The sequence below is a fragment of the Sellimonas catena genome, assembly GCF_027924685.1.
In the GTDB taxonomy this organism is placed as follows: domain Bacteria; phylum Bacillota; class Clostridia; order Lachnospirales; family Lachnospiraceae; genus Sellimonas; species Sellimonas catena.
In genome coordinates this window covers 1-22,885 of sequence record NZ_BSBO01000046.1, presented here as the reverse complement: position 1 = coordinate 22,885, position 22,885 = coordinate 1, and the positions used below count along the sequence as shown (strand labels likewise).

The following is a 22,885-nucleotide window of genomic DNA, read 5'->3' as shown; positions in this document are numbered from 1 at the left end:
TACGTGTTTTATTTTGCAACTAACATCATAAAGAAAAACTGTATGATTGGGAAGTAGGGATTTTCTCTGCTTCCCTTTTTATTTAGGAAAAATTCCTATTTTTGCCAATAATAATTATACACTAACCTCTCCCCGATCTGCTAACGTCCATAGCCTGATCCTGTTTGTCCGGCCAGCATCGGGATTACCCCTCCCTGATCCATCTCGCGGCCTGAGGTGCATAGTAGGTAATTAACATTCCCGCACCGGCACGTTTCATGGCTGTCAGGCTTTCCATCACTACTGCTTTTTCATCAACCCAGCCATTCAGGGCCGCCGCCTTTATCATGGAATACTCTCCGCTGACACTGTAGGTGCATATCGGAAATTCAAATCTGTCACTGACTGTTTTTACGATATCCAGATAGGCCATCGCCGGTTTCACCATGATGATATCGGCCCCTTCTTCGATATCCAGCTGTGTCTCCACAATTGCCTCTTTTTTATTCCTCCAGTCCATCTGATATGTCTTTCTGTCCCCAAATGCCGGCGCAGAATCCGCCGCCTCCCGAAACGGTCCGTAAAAAGCCGACGCATACTTTACAGAGTAAGCCATGATGAGCGTATCCTCATATCCTGCCTCATCCAGTGAGCGGCGCATATGTCCGATCCGGCCGTCCATCATGTCAGACGGCGCTACGATATCCGCCCCTGCTCCTGCACAGGATACTGCCGCTTTTGATAAATATGCAAGTGTCTCGTCATTGAGGATTTTTCCATCCCGCACAATCCCGCAATGGCCGTGATCCGTATACTCGCACAGGCAAATGTCTGCAATACAGATCAGATCCGGGAAACATTCCTTTGCCATGCGAAGTGCGTTCTGAACCGCCCCATGTTCATCCCATGCGCCGCTGCCGCATGCATCCTTGTGATCCGGCACGCCGAAAAAGATCACCGAACGTATTCCGGTTTCCCACACTTCTTTCAAATGAATTTTCAGCATATCCACTGAATAACGGTAAATTCCCGGCATGGATGGAACCGGCTCCTTCACCTTTTCTCCTTCCACAACAAATACCGGGTAAATCAAATCTGTCACTCTAACATCTGTCTCATGAACCAGTTCACGGACAGCCAAAGATCTTCTTAATCTTCTTGGTCTTCTTATCAATTCCATCATTTAGCCTTTCTTTTTCCTGTCAAGTTCATTTTCCTACTTACTTCTGCCGCCATAAATGCGCGGTCCTGGTTTGATGCGGCAGTCTCCAGGGAATTATATAAACTTTTTCTCTATTCCAGAGTTCCAAGAGAAATCCGGTACTCGGTCTGCACATGGATCTTTCGTATCCCGCATCTTTGCTCCGGTTTCTTTTCGACATACACATGCTCTCTCACCGGATAAATCCGAATCGTCATCTGCTTTGGCCAGTCAAAATATTTCAGTCCGATCTGCCAGTCATTCCCTGTATAAAACCAGTCACCGCACAGTTCTCCGTCCATCCAGAGTTCGGCCCTGTCTCCGTCAAATCCTATAATAAGCCAGTAGTTTTCCGGAAAATCTTTATCCGGATATTGAATGTTCATTTCATACTCCGTATAGTTCTGTCCTTCTGTTATCCTGCTGATTTCTGCTCCCGAATGTTTTTCTTCACATCGATACGATATTTTTTCTTCCGACGGCAGACAGCAGATCTGTCCATCCGGACTGTATGCGAGCAGATCGTACTTGTCTCCCGCCCGGCAGATACAACCTTCCGCCAGATACAATTTCCCGTTTATTTTCCAGGCATGTTCCGCCTGTTCCCGCGACAACGTTATGATTTTCGACTCATCTCCCCGTATCTGATGCCGAACCTTGCTTACATCATCTGCAAAGAATACCAGCCTCTCTCCCAACGTACAAAGAAGCTGTGCATTGGAAATCTCGACAAGCAGACTGCCCCATGACAGATGATAAGGACAGCATCCATATGTTCCATTCTCCAGATCCATTGCCGGGAATGAAATTTTCTTTCCTTCTGTCTCCACTACGATTTTTTCTCCCGGATGTTCTTCCAGGACGGCATGTCTCTGATACTGGTTCCAGAACAGAAAACCGGATCCTGTTTTCTCATCATGGCGCAGCGCAGCGCGGACACTTGTCAGATCCTCAGGACGTCCGGCACTCCACTCCGGCAGAATGAACTCTGTTTCCGCCATCATGCTTCCGAACTCTTTCAGCATCAGATGATACGGCCGAAGGTGATAAAACACATCATGAATCCTTCCATACTCTCCGACCGGTGCCTGGAAATCATAGGAATATACCGGAAGATCATTTAAATAACCAGTATCTTTTGACTCCTGAAGCGTACTGTACTTTCCCTTTGGATTTGTCCCTCCATGGTACATATAATATCCCAGAAGATTAGCTCCGCTTCCAAGCTTGCAGATCACCATTGCACATGTGTCTTTTTTGTCCACCACAGGACGCCGGTGCATCGTTACCTGCACGCCTCCGCCCAGCTCTGCTGTAAAATATGGATATTTCTCCGTGTCATAAGTAAATTCCTGTTCCCGCTCCTTCTGCAGGTCACTGCCAATACTTCCATCATCCTTATTGTGAGAAAACAGATAATTCGCATTCAACGGCATCTCATGTATGTGCTGTTCCCATGGTGCATCGCAGTATCCTCCCAGGACAGGAAGCATCTCCCCTTCCGGGACAATCGCTCCGCCCCATCCTGTAGCCGTATAATACGGCACACGGAACCCGGCTTCTTTTGCCAGCTGTTTGATCGTCTTCATATGCCGGACTCCAGCCTCTCCGGTCAGACCTCCACAGTGTCCGTATTCATTTTCCACCTGAATACCAAGCACCGGCCCTCCCTGTTTCCAGAGAAAACCGTCCGTCTGCCCGTAAATTTTCTCGAAAAATCGCTTCACATAAGACAGGTAAAGCGGCTGATCTGTCCGCACTTCGATTCCCTCTTTCTGAATCAGCCAGTCCGGGAATCCTCCATTCCTGCACTCGCCATGACTCCATGGACCAATCCGCAGAAGCACCGGCATTTCACACTTCCGGCAGATTTCCAGAAATTCCCGAAGGTTCCTTTGCCCTTCAAAATTCCATTCTCCTTCCTTTTCCTCATGGTGAATCCAGAACACATATGTAGCCAGAATCTGTACTTCTCCGGCTTTCATTTTTTCAATTTCTTCTTCCCAGAATTCGCTTCGGAACCTGGAAAAATGAAACTCTCCCATTACAGGAATCCACGGCCTGCCGTTCCTTGTCAAGTACCGGTCCGTCGCCCCCAAAGTCCTTTCCGGACAGGAAGGATCGTCATAGCCAAACGGAAGCTTTTTCCTTTTCATATTCTTCCTCTCCTTATCACAAAATGTTATGAACTCCTCATTCTGTCCAGTATATCACATTTCAGACGAATAAAGCGGCGTTCTTTCTGTTTCTTTCCAGAAAAAAAGATCGGCATCCTCTTTCATTGATGATTCCGACCTTTTTTCTGGATTTAAGCCGATACGGCCGATGATTTTGATGCTCTCTTTCTGAGCAGTTCCTTTCCCGAAGTTACAACGATGGTCACGCCAAGGATCATCAGGAGAACCGCAACGATCAGCTGTAGTCCCTCGACCATAAATACGCCTTTTCCGTCAGAAAATGCCTTGACCAGCGAGATGAATCTCTGCACAAGGGCGGTAAATGTGACAACCAGCATAATCACAAATGGAGGTACCAGTGTCCTGAGTTCTCGACCTGTCACTTTCAGAAATACACACAGTGTAATCAGTACGAGAGCGCTCAGCAGCTGATTGGCGCTTCCAAACAACGGCCAGATATTCGAATAGCCGACCTGAGTCAGAATATAGCCAAATACCAGGGTAATCACCGTTGCGAAATATTTATTGCAGAGTACCTTTCTCCATCCCTCCGCATGCTCCATATCATCCACACTGAACAGCTCCTGGAACGACATCCGTCCGATCCGCGCAACAGAATCCAGCGTTGTAAACGCAAGCGCTGATACACACATAGTCATGAAACTCTGCGCCACATAGACCGGAATGCCGAACATCTCAAGGAATCCGGCCACTCCTGAGGAAAAAATCTGGAACGGCGTGCCGGCCGCTGCTGTCCCGTCTGCTCCTGCCGCCGCACCGGCAACACAAAGAGCGATAACTGCCAGCAGACTTTCCAGGACCATTGCCCCGTATCCGACTTTCAGCATATCCTTCTCATTGGAAACCGTCTTGGATGAGGTACCGGAAGAAACCAGGCTGTGAAATCCGGATACTGCACCGCAGGCAACCGTTACAAACAGAATCGGGAACAACGTTCCGAGATTCTCATTCTGAAACCCGGTAAATGCCGGAAGATTCATGGACGGATGAGCAAACACCAGCCCCAGCACCGCTCCGGCGATCATTCCGATAAACATAAAGGTGGACATGTAGTCTCTTGGCTGCATGACAAACCACATAGGAAGCACTGCTGCCAGAAAGATATAAAGGAATGCGATATATACCCACATCTCTTTTCCAAGAATCACCGGGAAATTCATTCCAAATACAAATGCAAGCACTGTGCAGACCAGTCCAAAGACCACTTCTTTCCATCCGGTCAGTTTCAGCTTATGCTGGCTCACTCCAAAGATCACCGCAAACAGGATGAAAAACAGAGAAATACTTCCCGCCGCTCCGTTTACAGTGGCATTCTCAGAAAGTGTCCTCACTCCGTCCGTCACAACATAGGCATTGAATGTATCCGCTACCATGTCCGCAAATGCCGCGATCACGATCAGACAGAACAGCCAGCAGAATCCAAGAAACAGCTTCCGTCCCGTCTTTCCAATATACTTCTCAATCAGCAGCCCCATGGATTTTCCATCATTTTTTACGCTCGCATAAAGTGCACCAAAGTCCGTGACAGCTCCAAAGAAGATTCCTCCGATGAGAATCCAGAGCAGCACCGGAAGCCACCCAAATGCTGCAGCCTGAATGGCCCCGGTTACAGGTCCTGCACCTGCGATGGAAGAAAACTGATGGGCAAAGACGGTCCACCCATCTGTCGGAACATAGTCCTGCCCGTCATTATGCAGAACTGCCGGAGTCTTCGCCTTCGGGTCGATTCCCCATTTCCTGGCAAGCCAGCGTCCGTACAGCGCATATGCCGCAATCAGACAGACCGCCGCCGCTAAAACAATTACCAGTGAGTTCATAATTTTCCACTCTCCTTTTCTATCAGGCCAAACGACCGGTTCCTTCCCTTTTGGAGGGTTCCGACCTGCGAATCAAGCGCAGCGGTAAAGAACAAAGTTTTAATTAAAATAAAAAAACGCCCTCTGACAGATTGCTCTGTCAGAAGACGAAACTTCTCTTCTCCGCGTTACCACTTCTGCTTACCGGACAACGTCCGGTCACTCTGTACTGTCGTCCGGACTAATCGTACGGATTAACAGCTTTCCCTCTAACGGTGGAACTCCGGTCCGGGCTACTCACTCACTTTTCACCCCGACTGCTTGCAGGGGATGGCTTCCTCGTCATGCTGTTTCCTCACACCAGCCGGAAACTCTCTGAAAGCATTGGTACACAGGAAGTCCTGTCCTGTTCTTCGCATTGGCTTTTTAATTTTGTTTTATTATAGCTCTTTTAAATAGATTGTCAATAGAAAAACCGAGTGCATTCTGTTTTTTTGTCAAACATGAATAAAATATTTTCTCTTCATCCTTGCAATTTGTGCATGATTTCATCACTTTAAAGTGTTTTCTCAGAAAAGTGCAGACTCCTTATTTATCTTTTCTTTCAGATCCAGCTGCGGCCCAAAAAAACACTGTAAAAACGAATCCCACAATGAAAAAGAGAATGAGAAAAATCTGTTCCCCTGATTCCATTCCCTCTAATCCCCCGTAACTCTGATAATCAAACAGCGTTAACAAAAGAAAATAAACGCCTCCCACAATCCCCTGTATAACCGGACTGGACATCCGAAACATTCTCTCCGGAATCTTCTTGTCCAGATAGACTGCACAGGCAAACGTACCCACACAGACCAGCCCGCATAAAATCATCTCCCTCGTCGGCGGCAGCCACTCGCCGTCACCTTTCAGGACAAGGAGTAGCTGGAAGGCTGTAATAAAAGAAAACATTAAAATGTAAATGATAATCTGAAATCCATACAGCTGAGACCTGCCGACCGCCGTCATCAGCAGTTTCTCCGTCTCTTTCTGATACTGCTCCGTTTCGATCCGCTTGCCCGCCAGCAGCTCGCTCACACTGATATCCAGCTCCCTGCACAGGTCTTCCATAATATGGACGTCCGGAAACGCCTTTCCGTTTTCCCATTTGGAAACAGCACGGTCCGTTACATGGAGTTTCTCTCCCAGCTGCTTCTGTGTCAGCTGCTTTTTCTTTCTACATTCTGCTATAAATTTTCCAGTTTGATTCAGGTTCACCATAACTTCTGCCCCCTCTCTCTGAAGAAAGGATAACACAAAACCGCTATTTTTGCACTCTACCATCGGTTGAATGCCCTGATTTCCTGTATAAAACGATTTCTACATAATCCGTTCCGCATCCAACGGCAGATCTTTGACCCGGCGTAGAAATGCTGTACTGTTGTCCGCATTTTCCTGATCGTACTGGAATCCAAGCTCCCTGCTTACCTCCTTTGCCACGTTATTAAAGCACCACCAGAAATCCATACAGGTACACTGGAATTCTCTCTCAGTCGGCTTTTTCACCCAGTATCTTTCCTCAGAAGTATCCTCTTTGGCCGGCATGATGTGATCCTTGTCCACAAGCACCCGGTACATTTCCAGTCTTTCCAGCGCATAATCTCTTGTGCAGACATGCAGATCCAGACGATTTCCGTCTCCACACTGAATCTGCCATCCATAACAGTTTTCCACATCCGATGGATAATGCACATTATCTTCCGGGTAATTCATATACAAAATCTCTCCAAATCTGGTAATCCATTCCTTGTTTTCGCGGTATGGCCTGGTTGTTTCCACGATGTATACCACATCGTAATCCTGAAATAAATCTTTGGTAACATTTGGATTCACCCTGGATCCTTCTAAATAAGCTGCCCGGATATTCTCATCCTCCAGTGCAATTTCTTCAATCAATGAGAGCATTTCTTTTTCAGAACGCATATAAGTTTTCCCCTTTTTATGATTTATAAATTTAGTTTTTTCACATATGCCGGCTGCAGCCGGTAATACATTTCTTTCGACTGTTGATTTTATTATATCCGGCTGCTTTGATCCTGTAAATGAGGGGAAATGAAACTTTTCTCTGAATAATTGACAGAGAATTTTTTCATGGTATACTATTTAGTGTAATTATAAAAAGAATACGGATAACGATAGAGTGAACAGGAGTTCATGAAGGGGTGCACCACCACGGGTGTAATTCTTTGTGGACTCCTTTTTTATTGCAGAATGACATTTGATTCCTTCCGTGTCTTTATCCATACAGATTCTGCAGCGCACTCTATCCTGTTCATCCGGGAAGGAGGAAGCGATGGTCCGGATAAATGGAGAGGACAAACCGTTAGAAGAACCAACCACACTGCTGGTTTATCTGGAGCAGGAAGGCTACCAGACAAACCGGATCGCTGTTGAAAAAAACGGTGAGATCATTCCCAAAAGCTGTTATAAGGAAACTTTACTCCACAGCGGGGATGTACTCGAGATTGTAAGTTTTGTAGGAGGGGGCTGATATGAGATTTACCGAAAGAGAGATACAGGAGGCACTTTGTGAACGCCACACAGCAGCTATACAGGAAAAGCTGAACCGTGGAAGAGTCGCCATAGCAGGTCTTGGCGGCCTGGGTTCCAATATTGCTTTTTCCCTTGCAAGAATCGGAACAGGACACCTTCATCTGATCGATTTTGACCGGGTAGATCTGACCAATCTGAACCGGCAGCAGTACCTGATGCGTCATGTAGGTATGTTCAAAACGGATGCTTTAAAAGAACAGCTGCTGGAGATCAATCCTTATCTGGATATCCGGACAGACTGCGTCCGGGTCTCTGATGAAAATGTCGCTTCACTTTTTAAAGAAGACACCATCCTGTGCGAAGCCTTTGATGTCCCGGAAAATAAGGCCATGCTTGTAAACGGTATTCTGGAAAATTACCGGGATCTGATCATAATCAGCGCTTCCGGAATGGCCGGATACGGAAACAGCAATACGATTCTTTCAAAGAAAATCACCAGCCGTTTCTACTTGTGCGGGGACGGGGTCAGCGATTCACGCAAAGGCCCGGGCCTGATGGCCCCCAGGGTGGCACTTTGCGCCGCTCACCAGGCGAATCTGGCTGCAGATCTGATCATAAACGGAACAGCCGGAGACCGTCTATGAGAAAACAGATTTCAAACACTATTTTATAAAGGAGAAAAACAATGATCGATTTAACAAAAGACACATTTTGTCTGGGAGGACATGAATTCCAGTCACGTTTCATACTTGGATCAGGGAAATATTCCCTTGAACTGATTAAGGCAGCTGTTGAGAACGCAGGGGCCCAGATTATCACACTTGCACTGCGCCGTACAAATCAGGACAGTTCGGCAAATATACTTGACTATATTCCGGAAGGTGTGACACTTCTTCCAAATACATCCGGATCAAAAACCGCAGAAGAAGCAGTCCGCATCGCCCGGCTGTCGCGGGAAATCTGCCATAGTGATTTTGTCAAACTTGAAGTGATTCCGGATTCCAAATACCTTCTTCCGGACAACTATGAGACGATCAAGGCAACCGAGATTCTTGCAAACGAAGGATTTATCGTTATGCCGTATATGTATCCGGATCTCAATGCCGCCAGAGATCTGGTCAATGCCGGCGCCGCATGTGTTATGCCTCTCGGTGCCCCGATTGGATCCAATAAAGGAATCTGCACAAAAGAATTTATCCAGATTCTCATCGATGAAATCAATCTGCCTATTATCGTCGATGCCGGTATCGGCCGACCTTCCCATGCATGTGAAGCCATGGAAATGGGTGCCGCCGCAGTCATGTCCAATACCGCTATCGCTACAGCAGGGGACATTCCCGCAATGGCAGGCGCTTTCCGCAAAGCAATCGAAGCAGGACGTACTGCATACCTTTCCGGCATGGGACGGGTAATCGAAAAAGGGTCCAGCGCCTCCTCCCCGGTTACAGGAGTGAGTCAAAAATAGAGCCTTTGAATGAGGCATGACCGCTGCCCGGTCAAATGTGGTTTCAGCTTTGTTTTACGCTGAAAAACAAGATATCAGATACAAAAGGAACAGGAAATAAAATCATGTACAACGAAATTGATTTTTCAAAAGTGATTGCCGTCTCTAACCGCCATCTGACACGGCTTCCATATCTGGATCAGGTAGAACGAATCTGCAGTTTTCAGCCTCGTGCTTTTCTTCTCAGAGAAAAAGATCTTCCGGTCAAAGACTACCTGAATCTTTCCCTGGCTGTAAAAAAAATCTGTGACCGGCATCAGGTCACGATGATCCCTCACTTCTATCCTGAAGCTGCAGACGCTGCAGACACGGATATCCTTCATTTACCGCTCTGGAAACTGAAGGAGCTGAAAGAAAAAGGCGCCGGCCGTCTTACGGGGATGCGGATCGGCGTTTCGATCCATTCTACAGAAGAGGCAGAAGAAGCTGCAGCTCTTGGAGCATCCTATGCAACGGCAGGACATATTTTTGCTACCGACTGCAAAAAAGGACTTCCACCGCGAGGTCTCGATTTTCTGAAACAGATCTGTGACCGCTCGCCGATCCCGATATACGCCATCGGCGGGATCCGTCTGGATCCGGAACAAATACAAACTGTGTTGAAGCACGGAGCATCAGGAGTATGTATCATGTCTCAGATGATGGGCATGTAAAAAAATAGTTAACAAAGATAGGGGCATGTTATCTGCCCCTATGCTTTTCTTTCTTTTTCTGCTTTTTTATTGACTGTATCATAAGAGATGTTTTATTCCCACCGAAATGAAATGGCAGTTTTCCGCCTACTTCTTTGCATTTGCACCGAAGCGACTGTTTCATTACCCTAAAGATTCCCCACATGCCGGATTCCACATCCCATCCAAAACTTCCTGACCGGTACAGATAGTCGCCCGGACAGGAAGCTCCGTCTTTCAGTTCCATATCAAACCGGTTCCCGATGCTGATTCCTCCCTGAATCGGAATCTCTCTGGATAAGGCATCGTCAGGCTGTTCCCTCCACAAATGTCCGTGAATGGCAAGTGATACATTTCGCGGCTTATCCGCCGGCATCATCGTCTGGAAAATGACCCTGTCCCCGGAATATGCTTTCCATACGGGTGTTGCAGGATCGCCGTGAATTTTGCTGCTGAATACTTTCCAGCACGTATAACAGTCCATTCGGGTCATAATCGCCGTACGAATTGTATACAATTGGAATCTGGATCGCCTCCAGCGTAAAACGGCGGACTTTGTTCTGGCAAGGGTACTGACACAGCTGCATGGATTATTCCCCTTTCTGCTTCAAAAGCCGGAGATAGTGATTGGCCTCCCGGAGCACATGGTCTGCCAACAGCGGAAGAATGATGGAGCGAATCTCGCATCCGGTTATTCCCTTTGTCCCCGCTGCCTTAAAATCACGGTACTTCTTTGTCGTTTCCAGTGTTTTCCTCGTCAGTCCGTTCATGGCTCTGCAATCCTTCTGCCTTGCCTCCTCCAGAAGTCTCTGATAATCACCGGCAAAGGAATCTGCCGTTTCGATCAGTTCGCCCTCCGTCGGATCAAGCAGGCCGCGGATAAACAGCGCATGTTCCATCATAATCTGATTCCAGAACCGCTCTGTCTCAGCCATCTGTTCCGACGATTCGCAGGTTCCATCCCCCAGGGAAGCAATCATCTTCTGATATAATTCCGCCTCCCGGATGATATGCTCGATAAGCAACGGATAGTTGGCCGTGAACAATCTGCAGCAGGTCACTTCCTGCAATATCTGCTTTTTAAACTCAATCAGCCCGCCAAGCAGGTGCAGAACATGATGATTCAGCTGACGGATCCGCCTGGCCATTCTTTCGTCCTTGCATGCTTCTCTTCCCGCCTGCAGATTTTCTTCCGCCTGTGTGATCCGGACATCGATCGGAATCTTCGTAAGTCTTCCTGTCTGCTGCTCCGCCATAACCGTGTATTCCGTAAACACTTCTCCTGAACAAAGCACATCCTTTCCTACCATGCCGTCCGAAAACCGTACGGTCTGCTACAGTACCTTTTCAAATTCGTCCCGGTACCAGCTTGCTTTGCTTCTGTATCCCGTTTCCCCGGCCGGGAAGCCCGCCTGAAGAAACAACGCATGTTCCTTCATGATTCTTCCGAAAAATAAATGCGTTTCCAGTGATGCTCTTACATAGTTTTCCATATTCATGCACATCCTGATATTTTCCTATTCTTTATAATGTATGACGGGATTGGGAATTGGATATTATAGAGAAATGGCGGTACGGCCCTTAATACCGGGCCATACTGCCTGACTACTGTTTATATTCTTGACTGCGTTGCAGACTTCTTCTAACACAACGTTCCCTGATACACTCCCTTTTCCAGACGCATATAACATTCCTGCAGGTTCGGATTCATCATGATCTCCATTACTTCTTTCATTCCTTTGGCAAGTTCTTTTTCCATAAACTCCGCCATAGAAATCCAGTATACCGGGCCCTCATCTGAACTTTGCAGTTCCCCGGAAAACTCTTTCGTCTGATACAGAAAAATCATATTGTGTGTGTGCGCTTTATTCCAGTGATAGATGCCGCAAAGCTCGGGATTTTGGATCACAAGGCCTGTTTCCTCCCGGACTTCCCGGATCACTGCTTCACGAAAAGTTTCTCCCGGCTCTACATGCCCGCCCGGAAACGTCGTCCCGGTATAGCTGTCATTCATCTTGTCAAGAGCCAGAACATTTCCCTGCTCATCCTGAATCATGCACAGATTCATAAAGCAGGCTTTCTCTTTGTACTTTTCTTCACCAACATTCAGATCCCTCCGCACCCGGCTGTTCAGATCCGAACGCTTCTTTTTGTAATGATGCCGCACCTCTTCATATGGAATACAGATTTCCGCCTGCTCAATTCTTTCGTAAACCTTCTTCACGACATCATCCAGATGTGCTTCATTCGGAAACACGTAGTTCTTTTCATAATACGCCTTTGTTTCCTGATACATCCATTCCGCAATCCGGTTCTTTTGCTTCAGCTTCAGATGGGAATATTTCTTATTGGTTTGAAGGAGATGGCCATCGACAACTTTATGATTTTTCATAAGTACCTCCACACCAAAATCTTATCACTTCTTTCTGTGCCTCGATCTATTCTTCCATAATCTATCTGTTCAGGATCAACTTTACTTCCTGCTGTAAGTCTTCACTGAAATCTGCCAGATCATCGAAAGAAATCACTCCAAATCTGACAAGACTGATAATATCATATATGGCTTTGGATTGTTCCATATTCAGAATTACTCCCGGGTGACGTCTGTCGGTTTTAATCTTCTTCTCAAGCTCCCAAAATTTATCGGACGCATTTTTATCCTCTGCGCTTAGCAAGCTAATATATTCCTTGATCAGACGGGCCATATAATTCTCCTGCCAGCCAGGTAATTTTTCTCGAAAAAGTTTCCAGTCTCTTTTGGACATTTCCATTTCTACTCCTTCCTTTAGTACAATGATTGAAGCTCAATAATCTCACTCACTGATGTCATACTCATCTCACACAACTCTATTAGTTTATGAATCAAAGATACTTGTAATGTCCTGATATCGGTTAATTACACGATAAATCTCCACATATTCGCCGCTTACTTTATAGATAATCACATAATCTTCCCATATCGCATATTTATAATCTGTCCGAAAGCTGACTCGTTTAGAAAGATTTGTACCTATTCCCGGAAACATCTGGAGATTCTCAAATTTACCATAAATCTCGTTTATAGTCTTTGCAGCATACTCTTCATTATCTTCTGCAATATAATCCCGGATATCTTTCAAATCCTTTGCAACAATCGGATTAATCCGCAACTTTAACATCTTACTCCCCCATATGTGCTTTTAGTTCATCCAGATCAAGCCATCCTTCTCCATCTTTCACTGCTTCTTCCGCTTCCTGCAGCTTCATCCAGAGCTTCTTCTCTGCATGATCACGCTCAAAATCTTCAATATCCATGACCACATAGCGCCCCCTGCCATTCTTAGTAAGATATACAGGCTCTCCTTTACGACAATTCTTCAGAACTTCATTATAATTTCTCAAATCAGATACCGGCAAAATGTTTGGCATATCGTTCAGCTCCTTCCTTCAATTTCTATTGTTTCTGTTAATTTTATTATACGCAAAAAGCTGTAAAATTCAACGTAAAATTTTACAGCTTTTTCTTCTGTTTGTTCCCGTAATCAGTGATTCTCCAACTGAATCCGCATATCACAGGAATCACAACCGATCACTGTGTGTGAACTTTCCTGTTCCAGCAGAGTCACATTGCCGCCACAGAAAGGACAGATCCAATTTACTTTCTTTCCCGCTTTCAGGGCTTCCATTTTTGAGACAAATTCCTCTGTATTCACATTCGCTTTCTTGCATCTTTCAGTCCAGTCACCTCGAATCCGCTTCTGCAGTTTTCCATTTTCATCAAAGATCACCTGATCTCCCTCATTGATTTCACGATCATACAAAAGCTGATCCGGCATCTTGACTCTCTTTTCTGCTCCTGCCTCATCCTGCAATGTCACAACAGCCATAACAGGCTCATCATCCATCCGCTCTTCACAGCCAAAATCTATATCTTCCTCTATTTTCTGTACTTTGAATATCATTGAGGTCCCTCCAATACTGTCTGCTAATCCGGTTTCATCAAATCATCCGGATAAATATTTCTGGCACGTCCTAAATCAGGAAAAGCATTGATTTTTGATTTTGATGTTTTAAATCTGACCCGATCCCCTGCCTCCAAAGGCGGAAATTGGTCGATCCTGTAAAAAAGCCAGTCGCTTTTTGCATTCTCCCCATCCGGCGGATCCGCAATATGTCCTTTGATTCCATAGCATCGAAACTGCTTCTGGGCTACTTTTCTCACGCAAGAAATCTCTGTTTCATAATACCCTTCTTCGTCTTTCTCGATCTGGTAGTCGCCCTCCACTATCTTTTTCGCCTGTTTAACATAATCTTTCGCCTGCTTATGAAACTCTGCTGTCTGATATTCCTCCAGCACACCACATCGATGCAGTTCATCATATATCACACTTAAATCGTCTATATTGATCAATTTGCGCATCTGCATTCCCATAAGCGGAGTTTTATTTAATCGGTCATATGGCACTGTTACCAGAGGAAAGTAATGCTTGCTCATTGCCCATGCTGCACCCATTTCCACAAGACAGAATGCACTTTGTTTCTGTATCCGTAACAAGCCGCACAACTAATGTAAACATTGGAATTAATTCATCTCCCCAATCCACTAGCGAACCGGAAATGACTACATTTTCATTTTCTATAATATCCTCTTTCATCAATGCAAGCCGCTCTTCTCTTTTTCTTTTAGTGGTATATTGCGGATTGGCAGGTACCCAGAAGTAATCATCTGTATCCATAAATTTATATCCCAATTCTTCACTGATTTTTCTGCCTAATGTACTCGTTCCAGAGCCTGAAGCTCCATAAATATGTATTACATTTTTCATATTTCAATCGCCACCTTATCTAAGCCTGATTTGAAATAAAATGTACTATTTCTTTTCCTGGTTCAAGTATATATGATACCAGGTCTAACGGATATACCTTTATGCACTTTTCTACAAATTTTTAATGCGTTTTAATGCGTGTGAAACGCATTAAAACGCATTAGAACTCATTAATTACCTGCCATTTTTCTGTCCGTATGGCCTCCCACATATTTTATATATTCCACAAACTTCCATCCGGCATCAGATAGAGATTTCCCTTTTCTACGCAAAGCTCTTCCCCGGTCTCCATATCTATTGTCACTACATATTCATGATAAACCGGATCTTCCACCCACCGTGAAAGAAACAGCACATTGCCGTCTCTGCAGATCATGCTTTCGTTGTCTCCGATCGGGAACTTCCTTTTTACCGGCCAGATTGCCTCATATTCGTTATGCGTCTGCCTTCCCAATATCCACGGAGTCATCTCCAGCTTCAGATTATAACAGTCCTCCACTTCATCCAGATCCAGGGACTGCAGGATCTCCGGCTTTGCCCCGGGAATATAAGTGTAGATCAGAATTTTCCTCAAAGAAAAATCTACCGCCAGAATTCCAAAACGATCTTTGTCCCAAACCGGATTTTCATAATAGACATGTTTCTTTTTGGGGAAGGGATGGTACACTGCCCCGTCAGGATAATGAAAAAAATAAGGGCAATTACCCGGAAATTCTTTCCCTTCTTTCTCCATCATTTCCGCATCAAACAGATCGCATACATCTTCCTCAAAGGCAACTCCCAGATACCATTCCTCCGAACCTTCCACACGTTCCACATACATCTCGGGAGTCATGAATTTTTTTATTTTCATAGAATACCTCTCCTTTCTCATGCCATTATCCTCAAATTTACTTCATACTAGCATGGCACGATTCAGCCCTCAAGGAAGATATCTGTAATTATTTCTTAATGTTTTTAAAAACTCCATATCCTATACTTTTTCTATTTGTTTTTCATCATCCTAATAAAGTTTTCGATAAATCTTCTCCAGATCGTCAGCCCCAAATTTCACATAGCTCTGGCCCAGTAGACGCTGCTGCGATTTCTCCACACTCTCGGCAAAACTTCGGATTTCTTCTTCTTTCATTCCGTATTCGTGAAGCGGTGTCCTCCGGACCAGGCCATCTAGCAATTTTTCAATCTCCTTGTAAACCATATCAGGTTCACACGAAAAAATTTCCGCCAGAAATGTATTCAGCTCCAAGATTCCTCCATCTGGATCTGTTTCCTGATATGCCTGGAATACCGCCGTCAGGAACTGATAGTTGGCCTCTCCGTGTGTCACATGGTAAGTTCCGCTAAGCGGATAGGACATCGCATGCACCGTTCCTGTCCCGGCAATGGCAAAGGAAATGCCTGCAAGATCACTGGCTATCAGAAAGTCTTCAAACAATTCCTCTCTGCTGTCTGGTCCTTTCTCTTCCAACATACGGAAGCCCTTGAGAAAAATCTGCATAGCCTCTTTTGCAAACATCCGTGTATACAATGTACTTTTCGGCGATACATAGGACTCGATAGCATGGATCAGGGCATCAATCGCACTCGTTACAAAAAAGTGCCATGGCAGTTTCCCGAGAAGTTCCGGAATAAGCACCGCCTGATCCGGATACATCTCCTCACCGGCCAGTCCCAGCTTTGTCTGAAGAGCTGTCATCTCCGCAATAGATACATTTGACACCTCCGCACCAGCCCCACAGGTCGTCGGCACAGCAACCAAGGTCCGTATCTTTCTGACCGGCACCTTCCTTTGATAATATTCCGCAGCTTTTGCCTCTCCATCCAGCACCAGGATCTTTGCCATATCAATCACTGCTCCGCCGCCGATCGCAATAACCCTTTTACAATCCGTTCTTCTGAAATCTTTTAACAGAGCATCCACCATCAGATCTGTAGGTTCGCCCTGTCCGTATTCGCTTTTAAAATGTACAACAGCACCGCTTGATCGAAGTTCTTGAAAATAAGTCTCAAATACTGACTGACTCGTAAAAACAAAGTCTCCTACTCCAATCTGAAACTCCTTTATAAATTCACTCGCTTTTTGATATTTGTATACTTCCGTAATTTCCTGAAATAATTTCATCCTCTGCTCTCCTTCCAAATAGTCCAGTCCGGCAATCCCTGATTCCCGTTTCATCTGGTCATCTTTTAATCTATTTTTGATATATTCTCATTTTATCACAAAACACGGTCAGCTACACAGACAGCTTCTTTAACATACTCTCCGTCCTTTTCTCTATCAGAAAAATACAATTATTAATATACTGTCTGTACGCCGCTTTCGCTTCATCCTCCTGAAGGTTCAGGCCAAATTGTCTCCCCGGTAAATAGCAGTTGTTTTTTGTACTGATCTTGTATTGATTGATACGCCGGCATTCTTCTTTTACCAGCTCATAACATCCTTCCCTGCAGTTGGATATGGACAGGGAGATGACGTCATAGTTCCCATTCACATAATCATTGAGCAGGAAGAAATCAATAAAGTTTGAAAACCCTTTCCATCCTCTTCCAAATAATTCGAACCATTCTTTTTCTTCACAGATCTCCTGCCACAAAGACTGTTTATGGCTGGATACCCCTTCAAACCCACATTCATAGGCATTCTTGATTTCATCCAGACACAAATCGATCCTGTCATAGATACCTTTTCCGCCTTTCGTTGTGTTGATGGAAGGAGTCTTTCTCAACCACAGCATATGCCCTCCAAGAAGTCTGGTCCTCTTCAATCCCTCTCCGATCTCCCTGTCTGTAAATCCATATTCCAGTCTGGCCCAATTCCAGGAAGGTCCGATGTAGTCCGACCCGTACCTGCACTCTTTTCCATCCGTAAGTTCCGTCTCCTCTGTTTTTGAAAATATCAACTCATTTTCCGCATAATTTGTTTTCCCGCCAAATACTTTTGCCAGATCTTCATATAATTTATGACTCCGGCAATCCGGATCCAGGCTCTTCCTGCCGCAATCCTTATCATAGCAATATTTTTCGGGATCAAATTTTCCTTTATTTTTCGTTTCCAGAACATCATCAATATAGCAATAATCTCTGTTCATCTTAATTTTCTCCATATTTTTCATATAATCTCCTGGCTTTCTCCGCCACCTGGCGTCTGATACTCTCCGGTTCCAGAACTTCCACCCGGTCACTATATTGAAGTGCCCAGTTCACCATTGCAAACGGGCTGCACATTACCTCCACAATATCACTCTTTCCCACGAATCGGAATGTATCTCCAAACCAGTCGTGAAGAAAAGTATAGTCTGCCTTTTCCCGCACTCTTGTTATCTTCAATCTTATTTTTACCGGCTCATCAAAAGCCATGTTAAGATGTGAAAGATGAAAGTCTTCACTCCATTGCTTTGGGAGATGTTTCACCTTCTCTTTTTTCAAAGCCGGTATTCCGGGAATTCCGAGTTTTTCATCACGTCCCGGTATTTCCATTTCTCCCATCAAATCCACTCTCCAGATAGACATATTCCGGACAATCTCTTCGTTGATCGTCATCTCTTTACATGCCAGAAGATAATATTTCCCTCCGTTTGCAACAAGATAATATGGGCTGACTGTATCTTTCTCTTCCCTGACAGGTTCCAGTTCCTTTCTTCTGTTGTAGCCATAAAACCGAAATCTGATCTGCACTCTCTCATCAATCGCCTGCTGGATCAGCTTGAGATTCTCCCGCATTCTCCCCTTTTCCGTAAGCTGCGGCTCATTCACTCTGCAGATCTGTTTTGCTCCCTTGGGATAAAATTTTGTGGTAAGATGGCTCTCTATCTTTTCTATGAGTTTCTCCCCGTCTTCAGGTGTCATTGTCTTTGAAAATAAAATGCCTTCTATCAGACTGTTGATCTCGTCGTAAGAAAATATATGATGATAGTACAATCCCCGGATCGGCATCCGCTGGGTACCCTCTTCATCTTCTTCCTCAGTTCCTTCGCTCCCATATCGCCTGGCAAAGGCGTCAAAAACAATACGCCATTCTTCCTCCGGATTTATCCTTTCGTTACTGTCCGAATTCATGGCATTTGCCATATTCACTATAGTATCATTAAATGTTTCCTTGTTCCCGATATATTGCTTCAAATACTCAATCTTTCTCAGATCTGACTGCTTCACCTTATGCTCCTGATCCGTATTCTTTTTCAGATACTCAAGTATTCTGTAGGATCTCTCATATTTGGATGGTTTATTTGAATACCGCTCTGCCATACACCATTTCCTTTCAAACTACAGGGCAAGGGCATTTAGCCCCGCCCCCTTTTCTTTTATCTTAATATAAACTGATAATGATGTACAACGATATTCTCTTTCTTTTCCTCAAGAGGGAAAATCCAACGAATCAGCAGATCTGCTTTCTCCTGCGGTTCAAGCCATTCCGGATGCTCAGCTACCTGCTCTCTAAAATCTTTATTCCAGATAACGGCATCCTCTCTCGGGTATTTCCCTTTCCTGTCATACATCGTCACTTCATATTCACTGTTGTAGATCTCAACCAGTATCTTTAGCCCGGTATGTTCGTAAAACTTCTGAAGTTCTGTCGGATGAAAGCTTTCCGGAATGATTTCTAAAAGATTCTGCACTTCAGGGATATATCTGTTCTTCATCAACTCAATAAATCGCAGATGCTTTCCATTTCTTGCATCCAGTTTCAGATAATCTTCGACAGCCTGAAAATGATTGATCAGTATGTTTTTCTGCGGTAAACCCATAAAAGCACCTCTTTCTTGATTCTCATGAATCACATATTCTCTTTTCCATGTACGTTACGCTTTTCATTATACAAAGTAAATGGGCGGAAAAATCCGCCCATTTAACATTTTTTCACTATTTTAACCTCTCCACTTTTATTCACTCTTTCCCGTGTCAATAATCTTTTGTAAGTTAAATCCATGCCAATCGCTCCCAGTGGAGTGGTAATCAGAATTGCCAGTACTACAACTAACAGCACAAGTCAGATCAGCAAAAATGCGATGAAAAAGCAGTATATAAAATTCTTCTGGTGATTACGGATCAGAGTAAGAAGATTAATGTATACATTTCTTAAATTTAATTATGTGTTTTATTGGAATTCCATAACAACCACTGACCGGGATCGATGGCTTCAAAATACGTTAATTACTGACCTCATCGATTTGTAATTGATACATATCAAATCCATATGTTTGATAAAACTTAATTGCATTGCAATTATCATTTGTTGTTTCCACATACAAAGTTTGCTTTTCTCGTTGTTTTGCGATAGCTTCAATTTTTTCAAGCAAACGTTTTCCAATCCCTTTTCCAGAAACAAAGGAATTTAATGAAACGATATGTATCGCAACCGGATCCTCAAAAAATGTTATAATACCTTCCAAAGTATTATTGCTTAATATTTTTATATGTTCAATCTCCAAAAGGTTTATTTTTTTTGAATCATATATCATAAAAACACTTCCCCAGTTGCTTTCAAAGATCTTCTCCAAAGATTCCATAAAATAACCTCCCTTCAATTAAATGTCTATTGTATCTTATTTTTTATACGCAAACAGGCTTCTGTGTGCATAATCCAATGTCTGGAGAACGGCATTTGAATTAGTCCACGAATATCTTTATTGCACCAATAATCAATCAGCCAATTTGCTTTTTCATCTTCCTTTACCACCTTCAACGATTTCAGGTATTCTTTTCTTTCTATCGAAATTTTCCTTTTTAATTCATCATAAGATAACTGTTCAAGCATTTTTTCTGTGCTTTCCCGCACTTCAAAAATATATGAATATAATTCTTCCAGATTCAGCTGTTTTGAAAAATCTGCAATCTGCTGTTTCACGAGTTCATTTCCTGTTGTAATGATGGGCGAATTGATACGCTTTTGATAATTTCCCACAAAAAATACTTGTTCATCTTCCTTTATCACCGAATGTGCTACGATATCTTCAATACGGAAAATATGCCAGATCGAATAAGCGATCGTCTTACTATGATAGCCATCAGCATTAATGAACGGGATCGAGTTAAAATCTTCTCTGCGTAGTTCCTCTTTTAAAGATACTAAGGTTTGCATTAACTGACTTCGTAAACTGAACAAAGTATCAACCCCCATCTTATATGTATCTTTCTTTTTAATTTGTCCCTGCATTGTTTTATTAAGTTCAGACCATTCTTTATTCATGTTCTATTTACTCCTTTTCTATTATTTTACCAAGATTGAAACAAGAGTAACAAGATTAATTTTTCTATAATTGAAAAGCACTTGGGCAAGGAGTCATAAATAACTCCTTGCCCTTCATTTTGTCTTTCATTCTGAATTATCTCAATTCACTCACTTCTATTGCATAAATTTCCGACCACTCATTCATTTTTAGCAATTCTTCCTTTTTCGCAATTCCCGAATACCCATAAATAAGCATTCCATTCTCTTCGATATACTCTGCTGCCTCTTTGTATATTTCAGAAGTCTCATTCATCATTTTTAAAAATGATTCTTGTTCTCCCATATATCTCAGCATACTTTCAAAATGGGTCTGCATAACCTCTGTATTCTCAATTTTATTCTCCAAAGGCTGCGTTTCTTCGTCATGATTCCATATAATCATCTCTGGATATTCCTTTGTGTCCCATCCCAGATTACATGAACGTAACAATTCGCACTCAATGCCCAGATTTTGAATTCTTCCTCCAGTATATACGGCACACCAGTTAGCATATGAATTCTTTTCCTTTTTAAATTTAACAAATTCATTGTAATCGACCATTTTATCCAATGTTGCATAAAAAACATACTTTACATTTTCTTCTAAGCCTTGAAGAGCTTCTGTGGCCTGTTCTCTGGTTCCACCTGAGAAAAACATCTCTTTGCCCGCTGCCTCTATCTCACGAAGCGATTGTTCTTTCAAATCCTCTAACTGAAACCAGGCAAATACATTATCGTGAGGTGGATTTAGCAAATTCATATCATAAAGATTCAAATTTCCTTTATTCAAGGCACCTGCAATATTCGTAAATTTCCCATTATAGGAAACATTTTGATAAATGTTGATATCATAATTTCCATAACCTTTATCTCGTACTACAACATTATCCCGAACATATCCTGGAATTTTTAATTCTGTATACACCCTGAGATCCAAACTCATTTGATTTGTATTTTCAAATATCTCCTTTCCCGGGTCATAATAAAACAATGAAACAATGTTAGGAAATATATTCTTCTAGAAATTCGTCAACCTCTAATTTAGAAATCTTCTTCAAATATTCCTCATCACAAATTTCCCGCCTGTTTCGTTTATACAAATTGTAAAAAAGATTTCTTGCGACTTTATACAACCATGCCCGCATATTTGTGTGATATTCCGGTAATGCCAGGATTGCTTTTAAGAAAGTTTCTTGTAATAAGTCTTCTGCCAACTCTTTTTGCTGGCACATAGAATACAAATACAAAAACAATTCTTTTCCATACTGATGATATAATTGTTTTATCATTTTTTCTTCCAAGCATCTCACCTCTTTTTCATAACTTAATCCTATGATGTTGGGGTCGAAACTATATAATTAGTTGTGCCCTGTACCTATAGTACCTTGAAAAATTCATATTTTGTAGTATTATGCTGGGATTTCTGGCATATATGCCGGGTATTTCCCTCCTTGTTTTATGCAAGTACCGGATTTTGAGCATAGTTTCCCAGACCCTTCACATAATTGAAGAGCTTTCGGAAATTTAGTGCCGCTATCTTCGAACCGAAAAAGAACTTGCCACGCTGTTTTCCACGAGGCATCTTTTCCAGATGGTAATTCCTGCGGATATTTGACGGTACAGTCTCTACTCCATTACGGAGTCTTGCGTAGTTTTTAAATTCTTCACTGCTCATGTCCCGCTGGATCTTCGCACGTTCATGTGCCGCTTTGGATGTTACTATTTTGGCAACCCGCTTAAAGATCTTCGGTTTACATTGGTCCTGGTACGGGCAGTTGGCACACTGCTCATGCAGAAAGGAAACGGCGCACTGCCTGCTCTGCTTCATATAGGAGCAGCTTTTCGGCGCATAACCTGCCGGACACCGGAGAACTTTTGTTCCTTCTTCGTTGAATTCAAAATCAGCAAGGATATCCGGGGCGAATTTCCCCGTCAGGCTTGTAGTGATCAGTTCTACATTCTTCTCCGATGCGAGCTGCGTGTTTTCTGTCCCG

At 43.6% G+C, this 22,885-nt stretch carries 29 protein-coding genes and 1 other annotated feature; of the genes, 4 read left to right on the top strand and 25 right to left on the bottom strand.

Translation table 11 applies throughout. From position 1 onward, the window contains the following. Positions 1 to 184 precede the first annotated feature (184 nt). The 5 genes from hemB to Selli1_RS16580 all read right to left on the bottom strand — a co-directional run bounded on the left by hemB (position 185) and on the right by Selli1_RS16580 (position 7,133). Positions 185 to 1,162, bottom strand: coding sequence for a porphobilinogen synthase (gene hemB, locus Selli1_RS16600; protein ID WP_330677627.1), 978 nt, complete (start codon positions 1,160 to 1,162; stop codon positions 185 to 187). 110 nt (positions 1,163 to 1,272) lie between these two features. Then, positions 1,273 to 3,336 (bottom strand): beta-galactosidase, encoded by a 2,064-nt coding sequence (locus tag Selli1_RS16595; protein ID WP_281874076.1) that lies wholly within the window; start codon positions 3,334 to 3,336, stop codon positions 1,273 to 1,275. Between the two features lie 152 nt (positions 3,337 to 3,488). Then, a complete protein-coding gene (locus Selli1_RS16590; RefSeq protein ID WP_118636670.1) occupies positions 3,489 to 5,195 on the bottom strand; it encodes a carbon starvation CstA family protein in 1,707 nt (568 codons plus the stop codon). Positions 5,196 to 5,334: 139 nt separating this feature from the next. Continuing rightward, positions 5,335 to 5,597: a binding site (T-box leader), on the bottom strand. Between the two features lie 165 nt (positions 5,598 to 5,762). Then, entirely contained in the window at positions 5,763 to 6,431 is a 669-nt protein-coding gene (locus tag Selli1_RS16585; protein ID WP_242958898.1) for a helix-turn-helix domain-containing protein, read from the bottom strand. A 99-nt stretch (positions 6,432 to 6,530) separates the two neighbouring features. Then, a complete protein-coding gene (locus Selli1_RS16580; protein WP_281845471.1) occupies positions 6,531 to 7,133 on the bottom strand; it encodes an aminoglycoside 6-adenylyltransferase in 603 nt (200 codons plus the stop codon). 370 nt (positions 7,134 to 7,503) lie between these two features. On the opposite strand from Selli1_RS16580, the gene thiS reads away from it, so the two are divergent. The 4 genes from thiS to Selli1_RS16560 all read left to right on the top strand — a co-directional run bounded on the left by thiS (position 7,504) and on the right by Selli1_RS16560 (position 9,860). Then, the gene (gene thiS, locus Selli1_RS16575) at positions 7,504 to 7,701 is read left to right on the top strand and encodes a sulfur carrier protein ThiS (protein WP_087168955.1); all 198 of its coding nucleotides are present in this window, start codon (positions 7,504 to 7,506) and stop codon (positions 7,699 to 7,701) included. 1 nt (position 7,702) lies between these two features. Beyond that, a complete protein-coding gene (gene thiF, locus Selli1_RS16570; RefSeq protein WP_087168954.1) occupies positions 7,703 to 8,347 on the top strand; it encodes a sulfur carrier protein ThiS adenylyltransferase ThiF in 645 nt (214 codons plus the stop codon). 41 nt (positions 8,348 to 8,388) lie between these two features. Continuing rightward, positions 8,389 to 9,168, top strand: coding sequence for a thiazole synthase (locus Selli1_RS16565; protein ID WP_191435141.1), 780 nt, complete (start codon positions 8,389 to 8,391; stop codon positions 9,166 to 9,168). Positions 9,169 to 9,272: 104 nt separating this feature from the next. After that, positions 9,273 to 9,860 (top strand): thiamine phosphate synthase, encoded by a 588-nt coding sequence (locus tag Selli1_RS16560; protein WP_087252261.1) that lies wholly within the window; start codon positions 9,273 to 9,275, stop codon positions 9,858 to 9,860. Positions 9,861 to 9,888: 28 nt separating this feature from the next. On the opposite strand, the gene Selli1_RS16555 is transcribed toward Selli1_RS16560, so the two are convergent. From Selli1_RS16555 to Selli1_RS16465, 20 genes are all read right to left on the bottom strand, one after another. Further along, positions 9,889 to 10,395 (bottom strand): hypothetical protein, encoded by a 507-nt coding sequence (locus Selli1_RS16555; protein WP_330677626.1) that lies wholly within the window; start codon positions 10,393 to 10,395, stop codon positions 9,889 to 9,891. A 73-nt stretch (positions 10,396 to 10,468) separates the two neighbouring features. Then, the gene (locus Selli1_RS16550; protein WP_330677625.1) at positions 10,469 to 11,173 is read right to left on the bottom strand and encodes a DUF2935 domain-containing protein; all 705 of its coding nucleotides are present in this window, start codon (positions 11,171 to 11,173) and stop codon (positions 10,469 to 10,471) included. A gap of 39 nt (positions 11,174 to 11,212) precedes the next feature. Beyond that, positions 11,213 to 11,371 carry a DUF2935 domain-containing protein gene (locus tag Selli1_RS18420; protein ID WP_330677624.1) on the bottom strand — a complete coding sequence of 53 codons (159 nt, stop codon included), beginning with the start codon at positions 11,369 to 11,371 and terminating at the stop codon, positions 11,213 to 11,215. A 149-nt stretch (positions 11,372 to 11,520) separates the two neighbouring features. Beyond that, positions 11,521 to 12,270, bottom strand: a complete 750-nt coding sequence (locus tag Selli1_RS16545; protein WP_281874072.1) for an 8-oxo-dGTP diphosphatase — start codon at positions 12,268 to 12,270, stop codon at positions 11,521 to 11,523. 61 nt (positions 12,271 to 12,331) lie between these two features. Next, positions 12,332 to 12,649, bottom strand: coding sequence for a hypothetical protein (locus tag Selli1_RS16540; protein ID WP_087252158.1), 318 nt, complete (start codon positions 12,647 to 12,649; stop codon positions 12,332 to 12,334). Between the two features lie 84 nt (positions 12,650 to 12,733). Further along, positions 12,734 to 13,036: a type II toxin-antitoxin system RelE/ParE family toxin gene (locus Selli1_RS16535; protein WP_281874070.1), complete on the bottom strand. Its 303-nt coding sequence runs from the start codon at positions 13,034 to 13,036 to the stop codon at positions 12,734 to 12,736. Position 13,037: 1 nt separating this feature from the next. Beyond that, positions 13,038 to 13,286, bottom strand: coding sequence for a type II toxin-antitoxin system prevent-host-death family antitoxin (locus tag Selli1_RS16530; RefSeq protein WP_087168949.1), 249 nt, complete (start codon positions 13,284 to 13,286; stop codon positions 13,038 to 13,040). A 113-nt stretch (positions 13,287 to 13,399) separates the two neighbouring features. Then, positions 13,400 to 13,819 (bottom strand): hypothetical protein, encoded by a 420-nt coding sequence (locus Selli1_RS16525; RefSeq protein ID WP_204247069.1) that lies wholly within the window; start codon positions 13,817 to 13,819, stop codon positions 13,400 to 13,402. 23 nt (positions 13,820 to 13,842) lie between these two features. Further along, complete coding sequence (locus Selli1_RS16520) at positions 13,843 to 14,352, bottom strand: hypothetical protein (RefSeq protein ID WP_281874066.1); 510 nt, start codon at positions 14,350 to 14,352, stop codon at positions 13,843 to 13,845. Further along, positions 14,312 to 14,683, bottom strand: coding sequence for a shikimate kinase (locus Selli1_RS16515; RefSeq protein ID WP_118636678.1), 372 nt, complete (start codon positions 14,681 to 14,683; stop codon positions 14,312 to 14,314). The genes Selli1_RS16520 and Selli1_RS16515 overlap by 41 nt, the downstream gene beginning before the upstream one ends. A gap of 214 nt (positions 14,684 to 14,897) precedes the next feature. Beyond that, positions 14,898 to 15,536: a hypothetical protein gene (locus Selli1_RS16510; protein ID WP_281874063.1), complete on the bottom strand. Its 639-nt coding sequence runs from the start codon at positions 15,534 to 15,536 to the stop codon at positions 14,898 to 14,900. Between the two features lie 150 nt (positions 15,537 to 15,686). Next, the gene (locus Selli1_RS16505; RefSeq protein ID WP_281874061.1) at positions 15,687 to 16,859 is read right to left on the bottom strand and encodes a 4-hydroxybutyrate dehydrogenase; all 1,173 of its coding nucleotides are present in this window, start codon (positions 16,857 to 16,859) and stop codon (positions 15,687 to 15,689) included. 58 nt (positions 16,860 to 16,917) lie between these two features. Then, on the bottom strand, positions 16,918 to 17,772 hold the full coding sequence (locus Selli1_RS16500) for a DUF6994 family protein (RefSeq protein ID WP_281874059.1): 855 nt from the start codon (positions 17,770 to 17,772) through the stop codon (positions 16,918 to 16,920). 1 nt (position 17,773) lies between these two features. After that, complete coding sequence (locus Selli1_RS16495) at positions 17,774 to 18,928, bottom strand: WYL domain-containing protein (RefSeq protein ID WP_281874057.1); 1,155 nt, start codon at positions 18,926 to 18,928, stop codon at positions 17,774 to 17,776. Between the two features lie 56 nt (positions 18,929 to 18,984). Next, the gene (locus Selli1_RS16490; protein WP_087166896.1) at positions 18,985 to 19,428 is read right to left on the bottom strand and encodes a hypothetical protein; all 444 of its coding nucleotides are present in this window, start codon (positions 19,426 to 19,428) and stop codon (positions 18,985 to 18,987) included. Between the two features lie 402 nt (positions 19,429 to 19,830). Next, positions 19,831 to 20,190, bottom strand: coding sequence for a GNAT family N-acetyltransferase (locus Selli1_RS16485; RefSeq protein WP_281874053.1), 360 nt, complete (start codon positions 20,188 to 20,190; stop codon positions 19,831 to 19,833). 26 nt (positions 20,191 to 20,216) lie between these two features. Further along, positions 20,217 to 20,870 carry a phage head-tail adapter protein gene (locus tag Selli1_RS16480; protein WP_087166895.1) on the bottom strand — a complete coding sequence of 218 codons (654 nt, stop codon included), beginning with the start codon at positions 20,868 to 20,870 and terminating at the stop codon, positions 20,217 to 20,219. A gap of 136 nt (positions 20,871 to 21,006) precedes the next feature. Continuing rightward, positions 21,007 to 21,816 carry an anti sigma factor C-terminal domain-containing protein gene (locus tag Selli1_RS16475; RefSeq protein ID WP_281874051.1) on the bottom strand — a complete coding sequence of 270 codons (810 nt, stop codon included), beginning with the start codon at positions 21,814 to 21,816 and terminating at the stop codon, positions 21,007 to 21,009. A 76-nt stretch (positions 21,817 to 21,892) separates the two neighbouring features. Beyond that, complete coding sequence (locus Selli1_RS16470; protein ID WP_242960059.1) at positions 21,893 to 22,192, bottom strand: RNA polymerase sigma factor; 300 nt, start codon at positions 22,190 to 22,192, stop codon at positions 21,893 to 21,895. Between the two features lie 155 nt (positions 22,193 to 22,347). Further along, a partial coding sequence (locus Selli1_RS16465) for a transposase (RefSeq protein WP_281874048.1) occupies positions 22,348 to 22,885 on the bottom strand: 538 nt, incomplete at its 5' end.

What these genes read in the sequence shown, in the direction of transcription:
- hemB (WP_330677627.1), bottom strand. Translation starts at nt 1,162, where the DNA reads ATGATGGAATTGATAAGAAGACCAAGAAGATTAAGAAGATCTTTGGCT.
- Selli1_RS16595 (WP_281874076.1), bottom strand. Translation starts at nt 3,336, where the DNA reads ATGAAAAGGAAAAAGCTTCCGTTTGGCTATGACGATCCTTCCTGTCCG.
- Selli1_RS16590 (WP_118636670.1), bottom strand. Translation starts at nt 5,195, where the DNA reads ATGAACTCACTGGTAATTGTTTTAGCGGCGGCGGTCTGTCTGATTGCG.
- Selli1_RS16585 (WP_242958898.1), bottom strand. Translation starts at nt 6,431, where the DNA reads ATGGTGAACCTGAATCAAACTGGAAAATTTATAGCAGAATGTAGAAAG.
- Selli1_RS16580 (WP_281845471.1), bottom strand. Translation starts at nt 7,133, where the DNA reads ATGCGTTCTGAAAAAGAAATGCTCTCATTGATTGAAGAAATTGCACTG.
- thiS (WP_087168955.1), top strand. Translation starts at nt 7,504, where the DNA reads ATGGTCCGGATAAATGGAGAGGACAAACCGTTAGAAGAACCAACCACA.
- thiF (WP_087168954.1), top strand. Translation starts at nt 7,703, where the DNA reads ATGAGATTTACCGAAAGAGAGATACAGGAGGCACTTTGTGAACGCCAC.
- Selli1_RS16565 (WP_191435141.1), top strand. Translation starts at nt 8,389, where the DNA reads ATGATCGATTTAACAAAAGACACATTTTGTCTGGGAGGACATGAATTC.
- Selli1_RS16560 (WP_087252261.1), top strand. Translation starts at nt 9,273, where the DNA reads ATGTACAACGAAATTGATTTTTCAAAAGTGATTGCCGTCTCTAACCGC.
- Selli1_RS18420 (WP_330677624.1), bottom strand. Translation starts at nt 11,371, where the DNA reads ATGGAAAACTATGTAAGAGCATCACTGGAAACGCATTTATTTTTCGGA.
- Selli1_RS16545 (WP_281874072.1), bottom strand. Translation starts at nt 12,270, where the DNA reads ATGAAAAATCATAAAGTTGTCGATGGCCATCTCCTTCAAACCAATAAG.
- Selli1_RS16540 (WP_087252158.1), bottom strand. Translation starts at nt 12,649, where the DNA reads ATGGAAATGTCCAAAAGAGACTGGAAACTTTTTCGAGAAAAATTACCT.
- Selli1_RS16535 (WP_281874070.1), bottom strand. Translation starts at nt 13,036, where the DNA reads ATGTTAAAGTTGCGGATTAATCCGATTGTTGCAAAGGATTTGAAAGAT.
- Selli1_RS16530 (WP_087168949.1), bottom strand. Translation starts at nt 13,286, where the DNA reads ATGCCAAACATTTTGCCGGTATCTGATTTGAGAAATTATAATGAAGTT.
- Selli1_RS16525 (WP_204247069.1), bottom strand. Translation starts at nt 13,819, where the DNA reads ATGATATTCAAAGTACAGAAAATAGAGGAAGATATAGATTTTGGCTGT.
- Selli1_RS16520 (WP_281874066.1), bottom strand. Translation starts at nt 14,352, where the DNA reads ATGAGCAAGCATTACTTTCCTCTGGTAACAGTGCCATATGACCGATTA.
- Selli1_RS16515 (WP_118636678.1), bottom strand. Translation starts at nt 14,683, where the DNA reads ATGAAAAATGTAATACATATTTATGGAGCTTCAGGCTCTGGAACGAGT.
- Selli1_RS16510 (WP_281874063.1), bottom strand. Translation starts at nt 15,536, where the DNA reads ATGAAAATAAAAAAATTCATGACTCCCGAGATGTATGTGGAACGTGTG.
- Selli1_RS16505 (WP_281874061.1), bottom strand. Translation starts at nt 16,859, where the DNA reads ATGAAACGGGAATCAGGGATTGCCGGACTGGACTATTTGGAAGGAGAG.
- Selli1_RS16500 (WP_281874059.1), bottom strand. Translation starts at nt 17,772, where the DNA reads ATGAACAGAGATTATTGCTATATTGATGATGTTCTGGAAACGAAAAAT.
- Selli1_RS16495 (WP_281874057.1), bottom strand. Translation starts at nt 18,928, where the DNA reads ATGGCAGAGCGGTATTCAAATAAACCATCCAAATATGAGAGATCCTAC.
- Selli1_RS16490 (WP_087166896.1), bottom strand. Translation starts at nt 19,428, where the DNA reads ATGGGTTTACCGCAGAAAAACATACTGATCAATCATTTTCAGGCTGTC.
- Selli1_RS16485 (WP_281874053.1), bottom strand. Translation starts at nt 20,190, where the DNA reads ATGGAATCTTTGGAGAAGATCTTTGAAAGCAACTGGGGAAGTGTTTTT.
- Selli1_RS16480 (WP_087166895.1), bottom strand. Translation starts at nt 20,870, where the DNA reads ATGAATAAAGAATGGTCTGAACTTAATAAAACAATGCAGGGACAAATT.